This is a genomic window from Candidatus Krumholzibacteriota bacterium, assembly GCA_016931295.1.
Lineage (GTDB): Bacteria > Krumholzibacteriota > Krumholzibacteriia > Krumholzibacteriales > Krumholzibacteriaceae > JAFGEZ01.
Genome location: JAFGEZ010000011.1, coordinates 14,398 through 34,278 on the forward strand (window position 1 = coordinate 14,398; position 19,881 = coordinate 34,278).

16 protein-coding genes are annotated in these 19,881 nt (G+C 70.2%); 3 read left to right on the top strand and 13 right to left on the bottom strand.

Annotation, left to right across the window (positions count from 1 at the left end; all coding sequences use genetic code 11):
• Positions 1–33 precede the first annotated feature (33 nt).
• Complete coding sequence (gene pyrE / locus JW876_03300; protein ID MBN1884537.1) at positions 34–570, top strand: orotate phosphoribosyltransferase; 537 nt, start codon at positions 34–36, stop codon at positions 568–570.
• Here pyrE and JW876_03305 read toward each other — a convergent pair.
• The 10 genes from JW876_03305 to JW876_03350 all read right to left on the bottom strand — a co-directional run bounded on the left by JW876_03305 (position 528) and on the right by JW876_03350 (position 13,278).
• On the bottom strand, positions 528–1,028 hold the full coding sequence (locus tag JW876_03305; GenBank protein MBN1884538.1) for a hypothetical protein: 501 nt from the start codon (positions 1,026–1,028) through the stop codon (positions 528–530). The genes pyrE and JW876_03305 overlap by 43 nt on opposite strands.
• A gap of 160 nt (positions 1,029–1,188) precedes the next feature.
• Positions 1,189–1,977, bottom strand: coding sequence for a hypothetical protein (locus JW876_03310; protein MBN1884539.1), 789 nt, complete (start codon positions 1,975–1,977; stop codon positions 1,189–1,191).
• A 52-nt stretch (positions 1,978–2,029) separates the two neighbouring features.
• Positions 2,030–2,941 (bottom strand): N(4)-(beta-N-acetylglucosaminyl)-L-asparaginase, encoded by a 912-nt coding sequence (locus JW876_03315; protein MBN1884540.1) that lies wholly within the window; start codon positions 2,939–2,941, stop codon positions 2,030–2,032.
• Between the two features lie 64 nt (positions 2,942–3,005).
• Entirely contained in the window at positions 3,006–3,719 is a 714-nt protein-coding gene (locus JW876_03320) for a succinate dehydrogenase iron-sulfur subunit (GenBank protein MBN1884541.1), read from the bottom strand.
• Positions 3,720–3,734: 15 nt separating this feature from the next.
• Positions 3,735–5,510 carry a succinate dehydrogenase flavoprotein subunit gene (locus tag JW876_03325; GenBank protein MBN1884542.1) on the bottom strand — a complete coding sequence of 592 codons (1,776 nt, stop codon included), beginning with the start codon at positions 5,508–5,510 and terminating at the stop codon, positions 3,735–3,737.
• 15 nt (positions 5,511–5,525) lie between these two features.
• Positions 5,526–5,888: a succinate dehydrogenase, hydrophobic membrane anchor protein gene (gene sdhD / locus JW876_03330; protein MBN1884543.1), complete on the bottom strand. Its 363-nt coding sequence runs from the start codon at positions 5,886–5,888 to the stop codon at positions 5,526–5,528.
• Positions 5,889–5,904: 16 nt separating this feature from the next.
• A complete protein-coding gene (sdhC, locus tag JW876_03335) occupies positions 5,905–6,279 on the bottom strand; it encodes a succinate dehydrogenase, cytochrome b556 subunit (GenBank protein MBN1884544.1) in 375 nt (124 codons plus the stop codon).
• A 148-nt stretch (positions 6,280–6,427) separates the two neighbouring features.
• On the bottom strand, positions 6,428–9,760 hold the full coding sequence (locus tag JW876_03340; protein MBN1884545.1) for a hypothetical protein: 3,333 nt from the start codon (positions 9,758–9,760) through the stop codon (positions 6,428–6,430).
• Positions 9,761–9,806: 46 nt separating this feature from the next.
• The gene (locus tag JW876_03345) at positions 9,807–12,299 is read right to left on the bottom strand and encodes a DEAD/DEAH box helicase (GenBank protein MBN1884546.1); all 2,493 of its coding nucleotides are present in this window, start codon (positions 12,297–12,299) and stop codon (positions 9,807–9,809) included.
• Between the two features lie 46 nt (positions 12,300–12,345).
• Entirely contained in the window at positions 12,346–13,278 is a 933-nt protein-coding gene (locus tag JW876_03350; protein ID MBN1884547.1) for a ribonuclease H-like domain-containing protein, read from the bottom strand.
• A 203-nt stretch (positions 13,279–13,481) separates the two neighbouring features.
• Here JW876_03350 and JW876_03355 point away from each other — a divergent pair, with 203 nt between their 5' ends.
• Together JW876_03355 and JW876_03360 are read left to right on the top strand one after the other, a co-directional pair.
• Entirely contained in the window at positions 13,482–14,834 is a 1,353-nt protein-coding gene (locus JW876_03355) for a peptidoglycan DD-metalloendopeptidase family protein (GenBank protein MBN1884548.1), read from the top strand.
• Positions 14,835–14,842: 8 nt separating this feature from the next.
• Positions 14,843–15,472, top strand: coding sequence for an epoxyqueuosine reductase QueH (locus JW876_03360; GenBank protein ID MBN1884549.1), 630 nt, complete (start codon positions 14,843–14,845; stop codon positions 15,470–15,472).
• 12 nt (positions 15,473–15,484) lie between these two features.
• On the opposite strand, the gene JW876_03365 is transcribed toward JW876_03360, so the two are convergent.
• The 3 genes from JW876_03365 to lpdA all read right to left on the bottom strand — a co-directional run bounded on the left by JW876_03365 (position 15,485) and on the right by lpdA (position 19,873).
• Positions 15,485–15,655, bottom strand: coding sequence for a 4Fe-4S binding protein (locus JW876_03365; GenBank protein MBN1884550.1), 171 nt, complete (start codon positions 15,653–15,655; stop codon positions 15,485–15,487).
• 134 nt (positions 15,656–15,789) lie between these two features.
• Positions 15,790–18,393 (bottom strand): insulinase family protein, encoded by a 2,604-nt coding sequence (locus tag JW876_03370; GenBank protein MBN1884551.1) that lies wholly within the window; start codon positions 18,391–18,393, stop codon positions 15,790–15,792.
• Between the two features lie 103 nt (positions 18,394–18,496).
• The gene (lpdA, locus tag JW876_03375) at positions 18,497–19,873 is read right to left on the bottom strand and encodes a dihydrolipoyl dehydrogenase (GenBank protein MBN1884552.1); all 1,377 of its coding nucleotides are present in this window, start codon (positions 19,871–19,873) and stop codon (positions 18,497–18,499) included.
• Positions 19,874–19,881 lie beyond the last annotated feature (8 nt).

Consider the following 19,881-nt stretch of genomic DNA (forward strand, 5'->3'; position numbering starts at 1 on the left):
GGGCGATCCCCCACGCCACCGGAAGGGAAAAACATGGACGACCGCGAAGCCCTCAAGCAGATCCTCGAGACCCGCTCGATCCTCAAGGGCGATTTCACCCTCGTCTCGGGCAGGAAGAGCAGCTACTACATCAACGGCAAGATGACGACGCTGCACTCGAAGGGGCTCAACCTCGTCGCGCGGCTGATGCTCGACCTGATCGGCGACCTCGAATTCGACGCGATCGGCGGCCCGACGATCGGCGCCGACCCGATCGTCGGCGCGCTCCTCTCCGTGATGGCCGAACGGGGCATGGACAAGGAAGGGCTCCTGATCCGGAAGGCGTCGAAAGAGCACGGCACGAAAAAGCTCGTCGAGGGCAATCTCAAGCCGGGGATGAAGGTCGTCATACTCGAGGACGTCGTGACGACGGGCGGTTCGCTGCTCAGGGCGGCGGAGGAAGTGAAGGCGGCCGGCGGCGAGATCGCGGGGATCGCGGTCGTCGTCGATCGCGAGGAGGGAGCGACCGAGGCGATCGCCGACGCGGGCTATTCGCTGCGTTCCCTCTTCAGGGTGAGCGAACTGCTCTGATCCCGGTTCGCCGCATCGCCGGGAACGCCCGGCGATCCGGGGCATGCAGCCGGGACGGGACTCGCGTCCTCCGGCCCGGCCGCGAGAGGCCGCTGCACGAGAATGCGGCGCTCGCCGGCGAGCGTCCGCCATTCCACCGACACGTTCACGCGCCTGTTCTCGCCGCTGCCGACCACGTCGACGCGCCTCGTGTACCGCTCTCCCCCCACCCGGATCTCCATCGGCAATCCCGCCGCCGCGTTCGCCATCGAACCGGCGAGCGCCTCCTCGGCGATGCGCGATGCGTGGATCGTCATGCGGGCGGACTCGCGCTCGACGCGGTCCATCACGACGAGGATGAAGACGTTGGCAAGAAGAAGGATGCAGACCGCAACGGTGAGAACGACTATCGATCGAGCGTAGGTTCTCGATCCGGGCGTGCATCCGCGCCCGAATTCGCGTTCAGCGAGCATTCCCATGGCTGTCGGTCTCCAGGTGCGTGGTCCGGGAAAAACTCATCCGCCGCCGCGCCGGCCCGTCCGGCGCAGCGAAACCGGCCAGCGGCCGGTTTGTTCCGTTTGCCCTGGAGACATGCAGGGAATATGCCAAACGCCGGCGGCGAAGCCGCCAACCTGCGCGTCACGGGGTCGCCGCGGTCGTGTCCCCGGCCGCCGTCGGCCGGTAGATGTCGGCCGTGTCGGCGTGGAGGACGCCGAAGAGCGAATCGGGCGAGGTCACGCCGAGCTCGAGCACGGGTATCATGTACTCGAAGTACGGCTGTCCCATGTAGGTGCCGGTGAACCGGTTCGGAAAGGGCGTGCCGTCGACGACGCGATAGTCGCCGTATTGTTCCGAGAAGACGAAGGAGGTGTCGGTGAGGCTCGTGATGACCACCTCGCGCAAAAGCCAGCTCTCCTCGTCGATCTTGAGCGTGACGAGGTCCTCTCCCGCCTCGAAGGCGACGAGGGCGACGCCGTACTCGATGTCGTCGGGCACGACAGACGCCGAGGCGACATGCTCGTGCGCCCACCGGAGCACGCGGGGGAACCGCCAGGCCGTGATTTCCGTCTCCCAGCCCGCGAGGTCCCTGCGCCCGGTCAGCCAGTCGTACTGCCACGAGTTCGTTCCGTCGCTCGAGATGATCTTGACATCGACGAGCCGTCCGCGCTCGACGCGCATCATCTTCGTCTTGATTCTTGCACCGCTCTGGCGAAGATCGAAGGGATGGCTCGTCGCGATCGCCTTGTTCGAGAGGGACCGCATGAAACCCTTCCCCACGAAGTTCTCCACCCGTTCGATCCCCTTCTCGCCCCCGTAGGCGCCGATCATCCGGTCGACGAGCACCCGCGGATCGTCGACGTTTCCGGCGCAGGCGGCGATCGCCAGCGCCCCGGCGAGCAGGATGGGCGTCATGACTCGTCTGTTCATCGTTCCGTCCTCTTTTCCCCGGCCCGTCGGGCTCTGCCCGCCGTTACCCGGTTCAACGCAGGCTGTCGGCCGCGACGAGTTCGTTCCGGCCGTCCCGCCTGATGGCGTATTCGAATCCCTCCCGGAGGGAACACGCGCCGACGTTGCCCGTTCGATCGAGGGCGACGAAGGCGACCTGGAAATCCGTCCGTCCCCCGTGCGCCAGCACGATCCGTTCGAGCGCCTCGGCGCAGGCATCGCGGGGTGAACCGCCTCTTCTCATATGCTCGACCACGAGAAACGTTCCGCAGACCCGCATGATCGCCTCGCCCCGGCCGGTGGCCGCGGCCGCGCCGACCTCGTTGTCGACGAAAAGCCCCGCGCCGGGGATCGGCGAATCGCCCACCCGGCCGCGGAGCTTGAAGGCCGCGCCGCTGGTCGTGCAGGCGCCGGCGAGATCGCCGGTCGCGTCGAGCGCGAGAACGCCGATCGTGTCGTGGTCTTCGCCGGGCGGGATCGTCTTTCCCCCGCCCCGCTTCCACGTCCGCCACGCCTCCCGGGCCCGGTCGGTCAGCAGTCCGCTCTTTTCGAAACCGCACCGGCGGGCGAATGCTTCGGCGCCGGCGCCGGCGAGCATCACGTGGTCGGTCCGCTCCATCACCGCGCGCGCGATCGAGACGGGGTGGCGGAAACCATCGACGAAGGCGACCGCGCCGGCCAGGCCGTCCGGGCCCATGATCGATGCGTCGAGGGTGACGCGCCCGGCCGCATCGGGATAACCGCCGTAGCCGACGCTCGTCACCCCGGGGTCGTCCTCCGTCACGCGCGCCCCCGCCTCGACGGCGTCGAGGGCCGTCCCGCCGGCGGCGAGGATCGCCCACGCCGCCTCGTTGGCGGCGAGGCCGTGCGGCCACGTCGAGAGCGCCGTCGGAACCGATTCGCCGCCGCGCGATGCGCCCTCCGCGTTCAACCTGTCGAGCGGCATCGCACCTCCCGCCGCGCGGGGCGCGGGCGCCGTCCGGAACCTGTCGCCGGCCGCCGCGCCCGACCTACCCGATCTTCCTGCGGACGAGCTCCTTCTTGAGTTCGGATATCGCCTTCGTCGGGTTCAGGTCCTTCGGACACGCCTCGACACAGTTGAAGATCGTGTGGCAGCGCCACAGGCCGTGCTTGTCGTCGCACGCGTCGAGATGGGCCTTCGCGCCGTCGTCGCGGCTGTCCGCCACGAAACGGTACGCCTTGAGGAAGGCGTGGGGCCCGATGTAGTCGCCGTCCGCCCAGAAGGAGGGACAGGAGCTCGTGCATGCGCCGCAAAGGATGCACTCGTAGAGCCCCAGGAGCTTCTCGCGCTCCTCGGGGCTCTGCAGCCGCTCCTGGTCGGTGGGCGGCGGGCCGTTCGCGATGAGCCAGGGCTTGACCGCCATGAGCCCGCGAACGAGCGGATCGAGCGAGACGGCGAGATCCTTGACGACGGGATAGCCGGGCATGGGCCGGATCTCGATCCGGTTCGAGCCGAGCGTGGCGGCCTGCGTCTCGCAGGCGAGCCGGTTCATCCCGTTGACCCACATGGCGCAGGAGCCGCAGATGCCGCTCCGGCACGAACGCCGGAAGGTCAGGGTGCCGTCCTGCTTCCACTTGATCTCGTTGAGGCAGTCGAGGATCGTCATCCCCTTGCGGACGTCGACCTGGTACTCCTGCACGTACCGGCCCCGGCGCTCGTCGTCGGGATTGAACCGATGAATCTTGAACGTCATCATCGCCATTGCGGGGGCCTCCTTTTAATACGTGCGCTCTTTCGGCTGGAAGCGCGTGATGACGACGGGCTTGTAGTCGAACCGCACCTCGCCGCCTGTCTTCCAGGCGAGGGTGTGTTTGAGCCACTTCTCGTCGTCGCGCTTGGGGAAGTCGACGCGGCTGTGGGCCCCGCGGCTCTCCTGGCGCTTGAGGGCGCCGGCGACGATGAGCTCGGAGAACTCGAGCATGTGGCCCAGCTCGATCGCCTCGAGCAGGTCGTAGTTGAAGCGGCGGCTCCGGTCGTCGATGCGTATCCGGGCGAACCGCTTCTCGAGACTCACGAGGTCGGCCATCATCGCTTCGAGCTTCTCGGCGTTGCGGAAGATCCCGCAGTCGCGCGTCATGCGCTCCTGCAGCTCCTCGCGCAGGTCGGAGACCCGCTGGTCGCCGTCGGCGGAGAGGACGCGGTCGATCTCCGCGATGGAGACCCTGGCCGCGTCGGCCGGAAGCTCGGGGAACTCGCGGGTCTCGCGGAGGAACCGCACCATCGACTTGCCGGCGCGGCGCCCGAAGAGGGAGGCCTCGAGCAGGGAGTTCGTCCCCAGGCGGTTTCCACCGTGGACGCTGACGCAGGCGCACTCGCCGCCGGCGAAGAAGCCGGTCACCGGCGTCTCCTTGCCGTCGAGCAGCACGCGGGCGTCCTTGTCGGTGGGAATGCCCCCCATCGAGTAGTGGGCCGTCGGCTGGATCGGGATCGGCTCCTTCGTGCAGTCGACGTGGAGGAACTTCCAGGCGAGCTCGTGGATCTGCGGAAGCTGGCGCATGATCTTCTCGGCCCCGAGATGGGTGAGGTCGAGGTGGACGTACGCCTCGCCGCCGATCCCGCGCCCCTCGTTGATCTCCGTCTGGATCGAGCGGGAGACGAGGTCGCGGGGCGCGAGCTCGAGCTTGTCGGGGGCGTACCGCTCCATGAAGCGCTCGCCCGTGTCGTTGATCAGGTAGCCCCCCTCCCCGCGGGCCGCCTCGCTCACGAGTATGCCCTGCAGGTAGAGGCCCGTCGGGTGGAACTGCACGAACTCCATGTCCTCGAGGGGCAGGCCGGCGCGGAGCACGAGGCTCAGGCCGTCGCCCGTGTTGGCCAGGGCGTTCGAGGTGATCTTGAAGACCTTGCCGTAGCCGCCCGTGCCGAACATGACCGCCTTCGCGTGGAAGACGTGCACGCCGCCGTTGATCACGTCCCAGGCGACGATCCCGCGGCAGACGCCGTCGCGGATGATCAGCTCGGTGGCGTAGAACTCGGGATAGAAGCGGACGCCGTTCTTCATGCAATGCTCGTAGAGCGTGTGGAGCAGCGCGTGGCCGGTGCGGTCGACGGCGTAGCAGGCGCGAAGGACGGGGCCGCCGCGGCCGAAATCCTTCGTGTGCCCGCCGAACTTCCGCTGGGCGATCCGTCCCTCGGGTGTGCGGGAGAAGGGCGAGCCCATGTGCTCGAACTCGCGCACGACGACCGGGGCCTCCTTGACGAGGATCTCGATCGCGTCCTGGTCTCCCAGGTAGTCGCTCCCCTTCACCGTGTCGAACATGTGCCACTCCCAGTGATCCTCTTCCTCGTTCGCGAGGGAGGCGGCGATGCCGCCCTGGGCGGCGCCGCTGTGGGAGCGTGTCGGGAAGACCTTGCTGATGACCGCGACGTCGAATTCCGCGGAGGCTTCGACGGCGGCGCGCATGCCGGCAAGACCGGCCCCGACGACGATCACGTCGTGGCGATGGACGTAATGGACGCCCACGCCCTCGACGTCATGGATGGTTTCGGGATCCATCGTTGCCATGAGCCATCAACCTCCGGCTTGGAAGGGCAGGAGCGTCAGGATGCCGAGCGTCGTGAAGACGAGCGCGGCGATCGCGATCCCGCCGTAGAGCAGCACCCTGAGCCAGTCGCGGTGAATGTAGTCGTCGAGAACGATCCAGAGCCCGTAGAGGCCATGGAAGAGCGCCACGACGAGAAATGATATGTCGACCGTCTTCCAGAGCGGAGTGGCGACCCGGTCGGCGACCTGGTCGAACGAGAGCTCCCCCCTGATCAGCACGTGCGTCATGATCACGTGCAAAAAGAGGACGACGGCGAGGTAGACGCCCGTGACCCGCTGGAAGAACCAGAGGAGAGCGCCGCCTGATCTGACCGATTCCCTGTAACTCATCACGCCCCCCTTTCCGTCAGTGTCCGCCCACGAGGCCGAATCGCTGCATCATCACCGCGCCGACCGCCGCCCACGAGGCGAGCCAGAGAACGATCGAGACGACGAAGACCGCCTTCTGCCGTTCCACCAGCACGCCCATGTCGACGAGAGTCACGCGCAGCCCGTTGAAGAGATGGTAGAAGATCACGCCGATGAGGCCGATCTCGAGGAACTTGAAGAGCGGGTTGTTGAACCACTCCATGATCCCGTCGAACGACTCGCGACCGCCGATGAGATGGCTGATCACCCAGATGTGGAGGAGCAGGTAGAAGATCAGCCCGAGACCGGACAACCGGTGCAGGATCCATGCGAAGGTCCCGGTGTGTATCCGGTATTTCTGGATCACCCTCATGGGGGTCCCTCCCTGTTGAAACGGGTCCGCGTGCCTGGACCGGAGCGGACCCGACGCCGATTCACAAGACGATCGTTGCAAACGAGCGCGAGCACTATAGCACAGGGGGATACGGACGTCAATTCCGCCGTGGAAATGTCCATAACCGTCACCGCCGCACCCACTTGACGGCGTCGGCGGCGACCGTCGGACCCTCGCACGCGTCCGAGAGCTCGACGCGCGCCGGGCCGGCGGCGAAGCGCCAGGCGCCGAGATGGACCCAGAGCTCCCACTCCCCGGCGAGGTTCTCCGGTCGCGAGAGGGGCGGCGACACGGCCGCCTCCCCCCCGTCGTGGCGGACGACGAAACGCGGGTGGACGAGCGGTGCCCGCTCGCTCGGGGACATGTTCATGTTGATGAACGCGACGAGGAAGATCCGCGCGTAGACGTCATAGAATCCGTCGCCGGGAAGGTCGGCCGTCCAGGAGACGCCGCTGCGTCCCTCCCCCGAGCGCCGCACGCAGATCGTGCGCAGGCCGTCCCTGCCGATCGCGTCCTCGACGATCCTGCGCGTCCAGCGGGCGGGGCGGTCGTTCCAGTGCCAGTGCGCGAGCAGTTCCCTCCCCGTCCCGTCGCGGCCGAAGAGGGAGGCGAGGAGCCGGGGCGGCCGTTCGTGCACGGCGAAGCCGGGATCGAGATCGTCGACGACGATCGTCCCCGGCTCCCCGGCCGGCTCGCGGAAGGAAAGCGGCCGGCTCCCGTCGAACGGGGCGCGGGCCCCGGCGGCATCGATCTCCCGCAGCGCGAGGTACTCGTAGGGGGGGACGTTCGCCCAGCAGGGCAGGCGGAAGTGCATCCTGACGGGGCGGCGGTCGAGGAGGAGACCGAACTCCCGCGTCTCGCGCGGACCGATGACGGCGTTCGCCCAGCCGGTATCGTCCAGTTCGTGTCGCGCCCCGTCCTTGAAGACAGTGCAGCGGTACTCGAAGACCCCGCCGGCGTCCCCGCGATTGGTCGCGACGAAGCGGACGGCGAAACGCGCCCGTCCGTCGACGACGACCGGGCGCATCTCCTCGTCGGACACGTCGAAGAGCGGCAGTCGCGCGTCCCGGTACCAGTCGTCGAGTCGCGCGGCGAGATCGATGCCGAGGGCCTCCCGCATCGCGGCGATGAGGGTGTCGGCGGAGAGGCGCCGGAACCGGCGATCCGCGAGATACCCGCCGAGGAATCCGCGGAAGGCCCGTTCCCCCGCCTCGGCCTCGATCCCCGCGACGAGGCGCTCCCCCTTGCAGGCGAGAACGCCGGGCGCCACGCGGCGCATCGCCGGGTCGGCGAGGACGCCGGCGAGGCTCTTCTCCCTGAGGGCGAGGTTGACCTCCTCGAAGGAGGCGAGCCCCGACTTCCGCCGGGAGAATACGGGCTCGTCGCCGACGAGGTAACTCTCGATCGCCCGGCCGAGGGCGGGCCAGCGCGGCGCATCGACGAAGCCGGCCCGCGTCCACGTGAGTTGCACGGGGCTCGTCGCCGGATCGGACGAGAGCAGGTTCGAGAGGAGGAGCATCGCCTGGAAGGCCTGCTGCGCCCGCCTCGTCGTGTAGTACATCGGCTCCTGCCTCCCGCGGACGATCCGCTTGATCCACGCCATCTCGGCCATCCCGACCGTCGCGCCGCGCTCGGGCAAAAGGATCATCGCCGGCTGCTGGCAGGGGGTGGCCGCCGTCGCGAGCCCCCCGGCGACGGGACGGAACTGCACCGGGACCTCGACGAGATCGAGACGGGAGAAGGGGTAGTCGAGGCACCAGCCGGCCGTCAGGCGGTCGCGGACCGCGCGGACGACCGCCGGGAGGGTGTCGCCGAGGGCATCGACGTACGGGGCGAACCAGTCGTGCCCCGCGACCGTGTGCGCGGCGCAGGCGATGCCGTCGACGACGATCTCGCGCGACTCGTAGCGGCCGATGACGAGGGTGAGCCCGCAGAGCGGTTCGGCCGGCATGAACCGGAACCGCCCGGGGGCGAGACGTTCGCGCGGCCCCTGCGAGACGGCGACGAGCCCGGGGGCCGTTTCCACCTCGAGGCAAAAGCGGGTGAACTGCGCGTCGCGCGCGACGGGATCGCCCGGGGCGAACCCGCGGGAGGCCGCCGGATACCAGAGCGCCCCGGGGGTGAGGAGCGCGTATCCGCCGCCGACCCACGCGAACCGCCGGCCGATCGCGCAGAGCCCGCCGGCGCCGCCCGTGCATGCCTCGCCGCGGCCCTTTTCGTCGAATTCGGGATGGCAGGCCGCCTCCTCGATCGCCCCCTCGTACCGGACGACGAGGGTGTCGCGGGCGCCGGGGGCGAGCGGGGCCAATGGCGTCAGCGCGAGGATGTGGCAATCCCGCCGGACGGCGGCCGCCGCCCCCCCCATCGTCGCCGAGCGGACGGCGAGGCCGGGATTGAGGCGCAGGACGCAGCGCGCGAGCGGCTCGTCGTGCGGATTGCGGAGGACGAGCGTCACCGCCCCCTCGATGCGGGTTCCCTCGTGGCGGATGTACAGATCGCACGCATCGACGAGGGGGCGCCGCTCCTCCCGCAGCGAATCGTTCAGGGCGCGCATCCGGTCCCGCAGCGCGGGCCCGCCGCGGCGCGCCGTCTCGAAGCGGGCGCCGAGCAGCGCGGCGAGGACGACGAGGGCGACGGCCGCACCCGCGGCGAGTCGGCGCGAGCGACGGCGGGCGGGGATGCGCGAATGCGCGGCCGCCGTGCCGGCGAAACCGCCGAGACCGAGGAGGAGCCACCACCCCCGCTGGAGGAGGCCGTCCGGGGAAACGAAGCCGACGATCTCGGAGCGAAGGAGGGGCAGGCGCAGGGCCGGCAGATCGAGAAGCCCGCCCCCGAGACGGTCGCGGAAGACGACGGCGATGACGGCGAGCAGGAGGGGCGCGGCGAGCGCCGCGAGGCGGCTCCGCATGGCGGTGACGAGGAAAGCCGCCGCGCCGGCGACGAAGAGGACGCCCGGCACGGTGACGACGAGCGCGTACAGGAGATACGCCCCCGGCCTGACCGGTGCGTCGAAGATCGCCACGTTCAGCCCCAGCCCCGGCAGGGCTGCGAGGAAGGCGAGGACCATCGGGAGCCCGCAGGCGGCGACCGCCTTCCCCGCGACATGCGCGGTGTTGCCGGCGGGACGCACCCACACGGCCCGCGACGTGTCCTCGCGGCCTTCTCGCCCGAAGGCCTCGACGGCGGCGAGCGCGGCGACGGCCGTCACGGCGATCCCCGGCAACAGGAAGGAGAGGAGCGCGAAGGAGGAGGGTACGGCCTTCATCAGCCAGTCGATCCTCGGCGGCATGATGCGCCGGGCGCGCATGAACCAATCCATGGCGTGGATCGACAGCACGACATCGAAGAAGAGGATCGAGGCGAGGAGAACGAGGACGGCACAGATCCGCAGCGGCCAGCTCCTGAGCAGGATCCGCGCCTCGGCCCGCGCGACGGCGGCCACCTGGAACAGCCACGTCATCCTTGCCCGCTTCCCCTTCCATGAGGCTGTGCGCGAACACGCCCGATCATCGGTCCTCCGTTCCGCCCGGGCCGGCCGGCCGCCGCGCGCCGCCGCGCCCGCGGTCGCCGGTCCGGCGGTGCGTCCGCACGAGCGCCTCGCGGAGCTTTCCCTCCACCTCGACGGGGAGCGGCTTTCCGGCCGGGCGCGGCGGCGCCTCCTCCCCCGCGCGCGATCCGGGAGCCGACGGTTCGTAGGGATCGAGTCCGAGCAGCGCGTGGAGCACGACGAGGGCCGCTTCCTTGTCGGGGATCATCCCCCGCCCGCCCGCGTCGGGATCGAGCTGCGAGAAGGGCGGGATCGGCGAGCCGACGCAGGAGGGGCAGCCCCCCGCGCAGGGGCACTCCCTGATCAGGTCGAGGGCCGCCTCCATGATCTCCTCGACGAGATCGTACGCCTTGAGCGCGAAGCCGACGCCGCCGGGATACTTGTCGTAGAGATAGAGGGCCGGCCCGCCCGTCGAGCGGGAGTTCACCGTGGTGCCGATGTCGAGCGGATCGCACATCACGAAGAGGGGAACGACCTCGCGGAGGACGTTCGAGAGCCCGAGGAGCCCCTCGCCGGGCACGCGCCCGTGCCCCCTGACGAGGGCGTGGACCTCGGCGGGCGGAACGATCCACATCCCCGCCGTCTCGAGCACCTGCGGGGGAAGGTCGCACTTGCCGTAGCCGATCGAATCGCGGCTGCCGAACTTGATCTTGCGGAACATGAAGGTCAGGTCGGTCACCGAGACGTCCCCGAAGCCCGTCTCGGCCACGCGCCAGGCGCCGCTCTTCTCCTCGCGGTCGACCCTGACCTGCGTCTCGGTGATCGACTGCGTGTAGTAGTCGACGTTGGTCTTCTCGACGAAGGCGATCCGCTTCTCCGTATCGAGGTCGTTGACGATGTACGTCTCCGCCTCGTGCAGGTAGATCGCCTGGGGATGGACCTGCTGGAAGGCGCTCGCCTCGTCGATCGTGCCGATGACGACGTTGCCGGACGATTCGTCGACGATCGTGTAGATGTTGGGCGAGATGTTGCGCAGGTCGACATCGGCGCTCGGGTAGCCGCGGCCGCGCCAGTACCACTTCCCCCGGACGAAGTTGAGCTCGCGCTCCTCCTCGAGGAGCCCGGCGATCGCCGGGGCGTACTCTCCCCACTCCTCGACCTCCTTCGCCCCGAGGGGAAGCTCGGCCGCGGCGGCGCGCAGATGCCCCATGAGGAGGTGCGGGTTCGACGGATCGATGATCGCGTTCTCCGGCGACCGGCCGAAGAAGTAGTCGGCGTGTCGCACGAGGTACTGGTCGAGCGGCGTGTTGTGCGGGATGAAGACGATCAGCGCCTCCTCGTTCCCCCGCCCCGCGCGCCCCGCCTGCTGCCACGTCGAGGCGATCGAGCCGGGATAGCCGACGATCACCGAGGCGTGGAGCGCCCCGACGTCGATCCCCAGCTCGAGGGCGTTCGTCGAGATGACCGCCTTCAGCTCGCCATCGAAGAGCCTGCGCTCGATCTCGCGCCGCTCGGCGGGAAGATAGCCCCCCCGGTAGGGATGGACGAGATCGGCCATCGAGGCACGCCGGCGCCCGAGCATCTCGCGGACGTAGCGGGTGACGACCTCGCTCACCACGCGGGCCCGGACGAAGCAGATCGTCTGGACGTCGTCGAGGACGAGACGCGAGACGAGCTCGGCCGCCTCGATGTTGGCGCTCCGCCGCTCCATCCCCGCCGTGTCGATCGTCGGCGGGTTCCACAAAAGGAAGCGCTTGCGACCCCGCGGCGAGCCGTCGCGCGTCACCGTCGTCACCGCGCGGCCGAGGAGCCGCGCGGCGTGCTCGGCGGGATTGCGGATCGTCGCCGAGGAGGCCACGAAGACCGGCGAGGCGCCGTAGTGCTCGCAGACGCGGCGCAGGCGGGCGAGCACGTTCGCCACGTGCGAGCCGAAGACGCCGCGGTAGGTGTGGATCTCGTCGACGACGACGAAGCGGAGGCGCGAGAAGAAGGGCGCCCACTTCGCGTGGTTCGGGAGGATCCCCGAGTGGAGCATGTCGGGATTCGTGAGGATGATCCTCGCCTCGTCGCGGAGCGTGCGGCGCGTGGCGCGGGGAGTATCGCCGTCGTAGGCGCCCGCCGTGAAGTCGAGCCCCGCCTCCCGGTAGCGGAGCAGCACGCGGAGCTGGTCCTGCGCGAGCGCCTTCGTCGGGTAGAGGTAGAAGGCGCGCGCGTCCGGCTCGGCGAGGAGCCGCTCGAGGACCGGCACGTTGTAGCAGAGGGTCTTGCCGCTCGCCGTGGCGGTGACGACGACGGTGTCCCTTCCCGCCCGCAGGGCCTCGATCGCCTCCACCTGGTGGGTGTAGAGCCGTTCGATCCCCGCCGCTTCGAGGGCCGCCCGCAGCGGCGCGGGCAGCGGCTCGCCCAGCTCGGCGTACCGCGCGCGCCGGACGGGGATGGTGTGGGTGTGGGCCACCTGGTCGCGGTAGAAATCGTCGACCCGCACCCGGTCGATGAAGCGGGTTACGTCCACATCGTCTCCTCGCGGTCGTCGCGGCGGCGCCGCCCGGGGAACCCGGTCAGCGACAGCCGGAGAGAAAGACCGTCACGAGCTTGAGCATCGTGACGAGATCGAGCCGGTTGTGGAGGATGACGCCGGCGATGCCGCCCGCGTCCCCCGTCCGCACGAATTCGTGGTAGACGCCGGGAATCTCGCGCCCGGGCACGTCCCCCGCCCGTTTCATGCCGAGCAGGTGCCGCTCGAGCGTCTGCAGCCGGTGATTCGGCGTCCGGCGCCCGACGGCGCGCCGCGCAACGCGCAGCAGGTCCACGTGCCGCCGCGGCGGCCTGAAGGGCAGGCTCGTGTAGGCCATGCGCCCGGCGAGAAAGGGCACGTCGAACCGAAGCCCGTTGTAGGTCACCAGCGTGTCGAAGCGGGCCATCGTTTCCGCGGCGAAGAGGAGGACCGCCGCCTCCTCGGCGTAGTCCCGCGCGAAGAGCTGGTCGACGACGAGCCGGTTTCCCTCCTCGTACATCAGCCCGACGAGGAAGAGGGGCGCCATCGAGAGCCCCGTCGTCTCGAGATCGAGCCAGAGGACCCGGCCCGTTTCCGCCTCGGCCAAAAGACGGAGTTCCTCCAGCCCCCGGTTTTCCGGGGGGAAGGGGCCGGCGAGGGCCTCGCGATACTCGGCGAGAAAGCGGTCGGCCGACGGCCAGATCGCCGCCGCGTCCTCGCGGACGCGGTAGAAGCCGCCTCCGGGCGCCTCCGCACCGGGCACGAGCGCCTCGAGCGTGCCCGTGGGTTGCGCGGCGTCGGATGCCGCCCCGCCTTCTTCCGGGGGCGGTTTGATCCCGGAAAAGGGGCCCGGCAGGATCCCGGAAGCGTCAGCCGCCCCGCCCTCGCCGGGGGGCGGACCGATCCCCGGGAGCGGACGCCTCCGGCCGAAGGCGGCCGCCGCCCGTCTCCGCAACTCCTCGAGCTCGACTCGCAGGTCGCCCCCGCGTCGCGTCATGATCGCTCCTCCGCCGCACGTCCCGCGGCGCCCCGCCGTGTCGGGGAACCGGTTCAGCGTACCCCATCCGGGCTCATTTTTCAACACGCGGCGGCTTCGACGAACGGTCGCCGCGACGGCCCGTTTCTTGCTATCACATGGTACGGTTTTCCTTGACGTTGCCGAGGCGACTCGGATATCTTTCGGCAGATTCGATATCCGTTATGAGACACGACAGACACATACAGGTGTTCCTCCTCGCCGCCGCCCTCGCCGCGATCGCGATCGGGCTGGCGATCGACCGTCCAGGGATCCTCACGGAGCCTGCCGTGGCCCCCGCCGGGGATCCCGTGCCGGCGTCCGTGGACGCCGCGATCCCCGGGAAGGCGTGCCCCGTGCCGACCCTCGCCGGCCGCGTCGACCGCAACGGCAGCTTCTTCGACATCGTGAGCGCCTGCGGCATCGAGCCGGCGGAGATCTACGCGGCGGCCCGTTCGGCCAAACAGGTCTACGACTTCCGCCGGATCTACCCCGGCCAGCGATACGAGGTCTACGCCGATTCGGCCCGGATCGACTCGGTCTTCTTCTCGATCAGCGAGGAGGAGTACGTCTCCCTCGTCCGTACCGGGGACGGGTACGAGGCGGAGCGCCGGAGCTACCCCTTCGACGTCGTCACCAGAACCTGCTCGGGGCTGATCACGCAGTCCCTCTTCGCCTCTTTCCAGGAGCAGGGGCTCCCGATCGAGCTCGGGCTCCAGCTCGTCGACATCCTCGCGTGGGACATCGACTTCTTCAGCGACATCAGGAAGAACGACTACTTCCGCGTCATCTACGAGGAAAAGACGCGGAGCGACGGCCTGCAGCGCATCGGGCGCATCCTCGCCGTCGAGTTCAACACGCAGGGGACGAGCCACTACGCCTTCCTCTTCGAGAACGAGGACGGGCTCGCCGACTACTTCGACGACACGGGGCGGTCCCTGCGCAAGCAGCTGCTGCGCGCCCCCCTCTCCTACACGCGGATCTCGTCGAACTTCAGCTCCCGGCGGCTCCACCCGGTGCTCCACCACTACCGGCCACATTACGGCATCGACTACGCCGCTCCCGAGGGAACGCCCGTGATGACGACCGGCGACGGAACGGTGCTCGCCGCCTCGCGAACGCGGGCGAACGGCAACTACGTGAAGATCCGCCACAACAACGGCTACATCACGTACTACCTGCACCTGAGCCGCTTCGGCTCCGGCATCCGCGGCGGCGTGAAGGTGCGCCAGGGACAGGTGATCGGGTACGTCGGGCACACGGGATACGCGACGGGCCCGCATCTCGACTACCGCGTCAAGATCGGCAACAGGTTCGTCAACCCGCGCCGGCTCAAGCTCCCGCCGGCCAAACCCGTGTCCGAGGAGAAGATGCCCGCGTTCGCCGAGCTCCGCGACGGCCGGATCACCGAGCTCTGCACGATCCCGATCCGCGATTCGCGGACCGTCATGTATGCGGCCACCCCCGAGCACGACTCCCCCACCGAGGGTTACCGGCCGCCGCTCGAGGAGCGGACCGCCGGCGCGGCCTCGCAGTGAGGGGCGCGATGACCCCGCCCGAACGCATCCTCGTCCACGTCTGCTGCGCCTCCTGCGCCTCGTACGTCCTCGACCACCTCGCCGCCCGATACGCTCCGACAGCGTGGTTCTACAACCCGAACGTCTTCCCGCCCGGGGAATACCGGCTGCGGCGAGACGAGACGCGCGAGCTGTGCCGCCGCGGGAACTTCCCCTTTCTCGAGGGGCCGTACGAGCCGGAGCGCTGGGAGGCCGCCGCCGGGCCGTACCGCGATCGCGGCGAGAAGAGCGAGCGCTGCTGGGCCTGCTACGGGCTGCGTCTCGACGCGACGGCGCGCGAGGCCGCCCGGCTGGGCTTCCCCCTGTTCACGAGCACGCTCTCGGTGAGCCCCCACAAGATCCACCCGCGGATCGTCGAGGCGGGCGAGCGGGCCGCCGCCGCGCACGGCACGGGATTCCTCGCCGAGGATTTCAAGAAGAAGGACGGGTTCAGGAAGAGCGTCGAGCAGAGCCGCGAGCTCGGTTTCACCCGCCAGGACTACTGCGGCTGCGAGCCGAGCCTCGCCGAGGCGCGCGAGCGCCGCCGCCGGAAGGCCAAACAGGAAACCGCGGCGGCGCCGGGGATTCCCGGCGGCCGCCGCGGCCTCGATCGTTCGTGACCGCCGGCGCGGTCACTCGCCCGAAATCGCTTCGACCGGGCAGACCTCGATGCAGGCTCCGCAGTCCGTGCAGAGCTCGGGATCGATCTCGTACCGTTCCTCGCCCTCGGAGATCGCCTCGACCGGGCACTCGGTCGCGCAGGCGCCGCAGGAGATGCACTCCTCGTTTATCTTGTGGGCCATCCTTCCCTCCGTTGGTGATGGTCTCGCCGGCGGACGTTTCCCGTTCCTCCCGGCAATCTCGCACTCGTCGAGCGGTCGCTGAAAAACCGCCCCCTATACATACGTAATCGCCCGATGACGAGTCAACCCCGAAATCACCGCATGCCGGGCATGCCGGGAGGCGGCCGGCGGCGCGGCGCCGGGGGCTCGTCGGCGCCCGGCAGGAGACGGACGGCAACCCCTCCGGCGGGATCGAGCCGGCGGACGATCGCCGCCTGCACCGCCGCCGCGTCGACCGCCGTTACGTTTTCCCCTCCCGGCTCGCCGGGGTAGAGAAAGAGCCGCAAACCCAGGTCGGCCGCCTCGTTGACGCTGGAGAGCAGCCGCCGGGCGAGGCGCCCGCGCAGGCGGTCGGTCGCCGCGGCCGTCTCCTCCGCCGTCGGGGGCGCCTCGGCGAGCGAGCGGATGAGCGAATCGAGAACGGCCGAGACCTCGTCGAGATTCGCGGCGCGCGAACCGACCGTGGCCGATACGACGACCGCGCCGGGCAGGAGCCTCGCGCCGCAGCCGGTCGAGTAGGCGAGTCCGCGCGTCTCGCGGATCTCCTCCTGCATCCGCCGGCTGAGCACCTCGGCCGCCACCCGGAGCGCCGCGGTCTCGCCGGGTTCGGGATCGACCACCAGCCAGCCGCGGCGCAGATAGATCCCCTCGATCGCCGCCGTCTCCTCGACGACGGCGCCGCCCGCGACGGCCGCGGGGCGGATCGATTCGGCGCCGCCGCCGGGCGGCAGGTTGCCGAACGCCTTCTCGACGATCCGGATCGTCTCCTCCGGATCGCGCGGCCCGACGGCGGTGACGATCAGGTTCTCCCCTCTGTAGACATCCCGCATCAACCTCTCGAAGGCCGGGGCGGAGAGCTCGCCCGCCGTTTCGGGGAAGGCCCCCGTCCCCCACGGATGGTCGCCGAAGAGGGCCCGGCCGAGTTCCCGGTCGAGCGCGAAAAACGGCCGGCCGGTCCGCGCGCCGAGTTCCACCGCGATGCGGCTTGCCGCGGCGGAGACCCCGCTTTCCTCGACCGGGGCCTGCAAGAGGAAGGAGGCGAGGAGCACGACCGCCTTATTGAAGTTGTCCGCCGGCGCCTCGAGGCGCACGAATGCCCACGCGGGACTGACCTGGTAGTCGTCCATCGAAATGAAGGGATTATCCCCCCAGGCGATCCGGGCGCCGATCCTCTCGAGTTGCCCGGCGAGCTTCCGGCCGGCGGGCGAGTGATCGAGGATCCCGTGGAGGAGCGAGATCCGGGCGCCGTCGTGTTCTCGCTCGAGCATGGCACGGTCGCGCACGAGCACGTGGAGGGCGGCGACGGGCGAGCCGGGCCGGCTCGTCGCGGCGATCAGGACGCCGTTTCGCGCGCGGGTCGTCTTCACCGGCTGCGCCGCCGCCTCTCCCTTCGCCGACGAGGCCCCGGGGAGGACGACGACGGCGTTGAAGGGGGGATCGACGAGCCGACGACGGGCGAGTCGCGCGACGTCCGGCCGCTCGACGCGGGCCACCCCCTCGTCGGCCGCGTCGAGGTAGCGGTCGCCGAAAAGGGCCACGGGCTGCCCGGCGAGCATCATGTAGTAATGATAGCGTTCGCGGTCGAACGCCTCGGACGCCCCGACCGCCGTCCGCGCCGCGGCGACGGCGTGGACGTCGGGCTCCCAGTGTGCGAGTCGGCCGAGGACGACGGCCAGCGCCTCCTCGAGGCGGCCGGCGGTCTCCGCGGTCCCGTCGATCGAGATCCGCAGGGCTGAGAAGGCGCCGTGCGTCTCGAGCGAGACGCCCGGGTCGGGCAAACCGAGGGCGTCCAGGCATCCGGCCAGAGGCCCCGCGGGAGAGCCGAGGATGCGAGCCGCGACGAGGGCGGCGGGGAATCCCGGCTCGTCGACGCGCGGAAGGGGCAGCATCGCCTCGAGGCCCGGATCGAGACCGGGATCGACGATCCGGGCGATCCTGCCGCTCCACCGGGGCGCTGGGACGGCGGAGCCGTCCCGCGCGGGACGGCTCCCGTCCCGCCACTCGCGCGGGCCGCCGCAGAAATGATCCTCGACGAGACCGCGGGCCCGGTCACGGTCGAATCCGCCCATGAGGAGGATACGCATGCGCTCGGGGCGGTACCGTTCGCCGTGGTACGCGCCGATTTGTTCCCTGCTCACCGTCTCGATGGTGGTCTCGAGTCCGATCACCGGCTCGGCGAGGGGGGATCCGGCGTAGAGACGGCGCGAGACGAGACGTTCGCGCCGTTCGCGCGGATCGTCCCGCCCCTGCCGCATCTCCTCGAGGACGACGCCCCGTTCCTTTTCCAGTTCCGCCGGCGGGAAGACCGGTCGCAAGAGCATCTGCGAGAGGATCTCGATCCCCTCGTCGACGAGATCGCTCCGGGCCAGCAGGAAGAAGACGGCCGTCTCCTTTCTCGTGAACGCGTTGAGAAAGGCCCCGTTCCGCTCGACCCACGCGGCGATCTCCCCGCGGTCGAAGCGCTCGCTCCCGTCGAAGAGGAGATGCTCGAGCAGGTGGCTCAGTCCGCGAGTCATCGGCGTCTCGCGCGCGCTGCCGGCCTCGACGGCGACGGCGGCGAGAAAGACGGGCGACGCCGGGTGGCACTCGTAGATGACTTCCGGAGCGCCGGGCGCGTGCTCGACGACGCGCGTCGGCTCCGCCGCGGCGGCGGCCGGGATGACGAGCAGCGCGGCGGCCGCAAGCAGGATGCGTCTCACGTTTCTTCCTTTCGTTCGCGGTATCGATCGTGGATCTGCCGGCGAGACGGCGACGCCCCGTACCGGTCGTCCTGTCCGCGAACGACCCGCGCCGGCGCCGGATCTAGAGCAGGTGTATCGCCTCGCCGCGCACCGCCTCGGCCGCCTCGGCGAGGGCCTCGCAGAGGGTCGGGTGGGGGAGGATCGCGGCGGTGAAGTCGTCGATCGTCATTTCCCTCTCGACGGCGAGGATCCCCGCGGCGAGGAGCTCGGTGGCCTGGGGGCCGAGGATATGCAGGCCGAGCAGCTGGCCGGTCTTTCGCTCGGCCACCCACTTCACGAAACCCTCCTCCTCGCGGAGCCCCTTCGCCTTGCCGTTCGCGGCGAAGGGGAAGCGGCCCGTCGCGAAGTCGATCCCCGCCTCCTTCGCCTCCGGTTCGGTCATCCCCACGTGGGCGGCCTCGGGCAGCGTGTAGATCGTCGAGGGAACGGCCCGGTAGCTGATCTCCCGCTCGCGGCCGAGCGCGTTCTCCGTGGCGACGATCCCCTCGCGCGTGGCGACGTGCGCGAGCAGCCAGCCTCCGACGACGTCCCCCGCCGCGTAGAGATTCGGCCTGTTCGTCTGCATGCGGGCATCGACGGCGATTCCGCCGCGCCCCGCCTCGACGCCGGCCGCCTCGAGCCCGATCCCCCCCGTGTTCGGCCGCCGGCCGACCGAGACGAGCATGATCTCCGCCTCGACGGCGGCCCCGTCGTCGAGGATCGCGCGGACGCCCGCGCCGGTCCGTTCGGCCTTCACCACCGTCCGGCCCGCCATGACGCCGATCCCGCGCTTCCGGAACGCCGCCTGGAGAAACCGCGCCACGTGCGGATCCTCCGTGGCGACCAGCGTGGGAAGCATCTCGACGATCGTGACCTCGACGCCCAGGGCGGCGAAGATCGACGCGAACTCGCAGCCGATCACGCCACCGCCGACGACGATCATGCTCGCGGGGATGCGTCCGAGATCGAGCAGGTGGGTCGAGGAGAGGATCCGCTCGCCGTCGAAGGGGAGAGCGGGCAGTTCGATCTCGGAGGAGCCCGTGCAGACGACGACGCCCCGGGCGCCCCGGACGGTTCCCGCGCCGTCCACCTCGACGGTATCGCCGGAGACGAGGCGCCCCTCGCCGCGTACGAGTTCGACCTTCCGGCCCTTCAGCAGCTTCTCGACGCCGGTGACGAGCCCGTCGACGACGCGCCGCTTGTGTTCCCAGAGCCCCGCGGCGTCCGGTCGGACCGGCCCGCCGCCGACGCCCGCCTCGCGTCCTCCGGCGGCCGAGGCGACGAGGTGCGCGAGCGCATGCATCGTCTTGGTGGGGATGCAGCCCCGGTTGAGGCAGACGCCCCCGAGGGGCCCCTTCTCGACGAGACAGACCGAGGCGCCGAGCCGGGCGGCGCGGAGCGCCGCCGGATACCCCGCCGGTCCGCCGCCGAGCACGACCAGATCGAATTCCCTCTCCATCGTCCTCT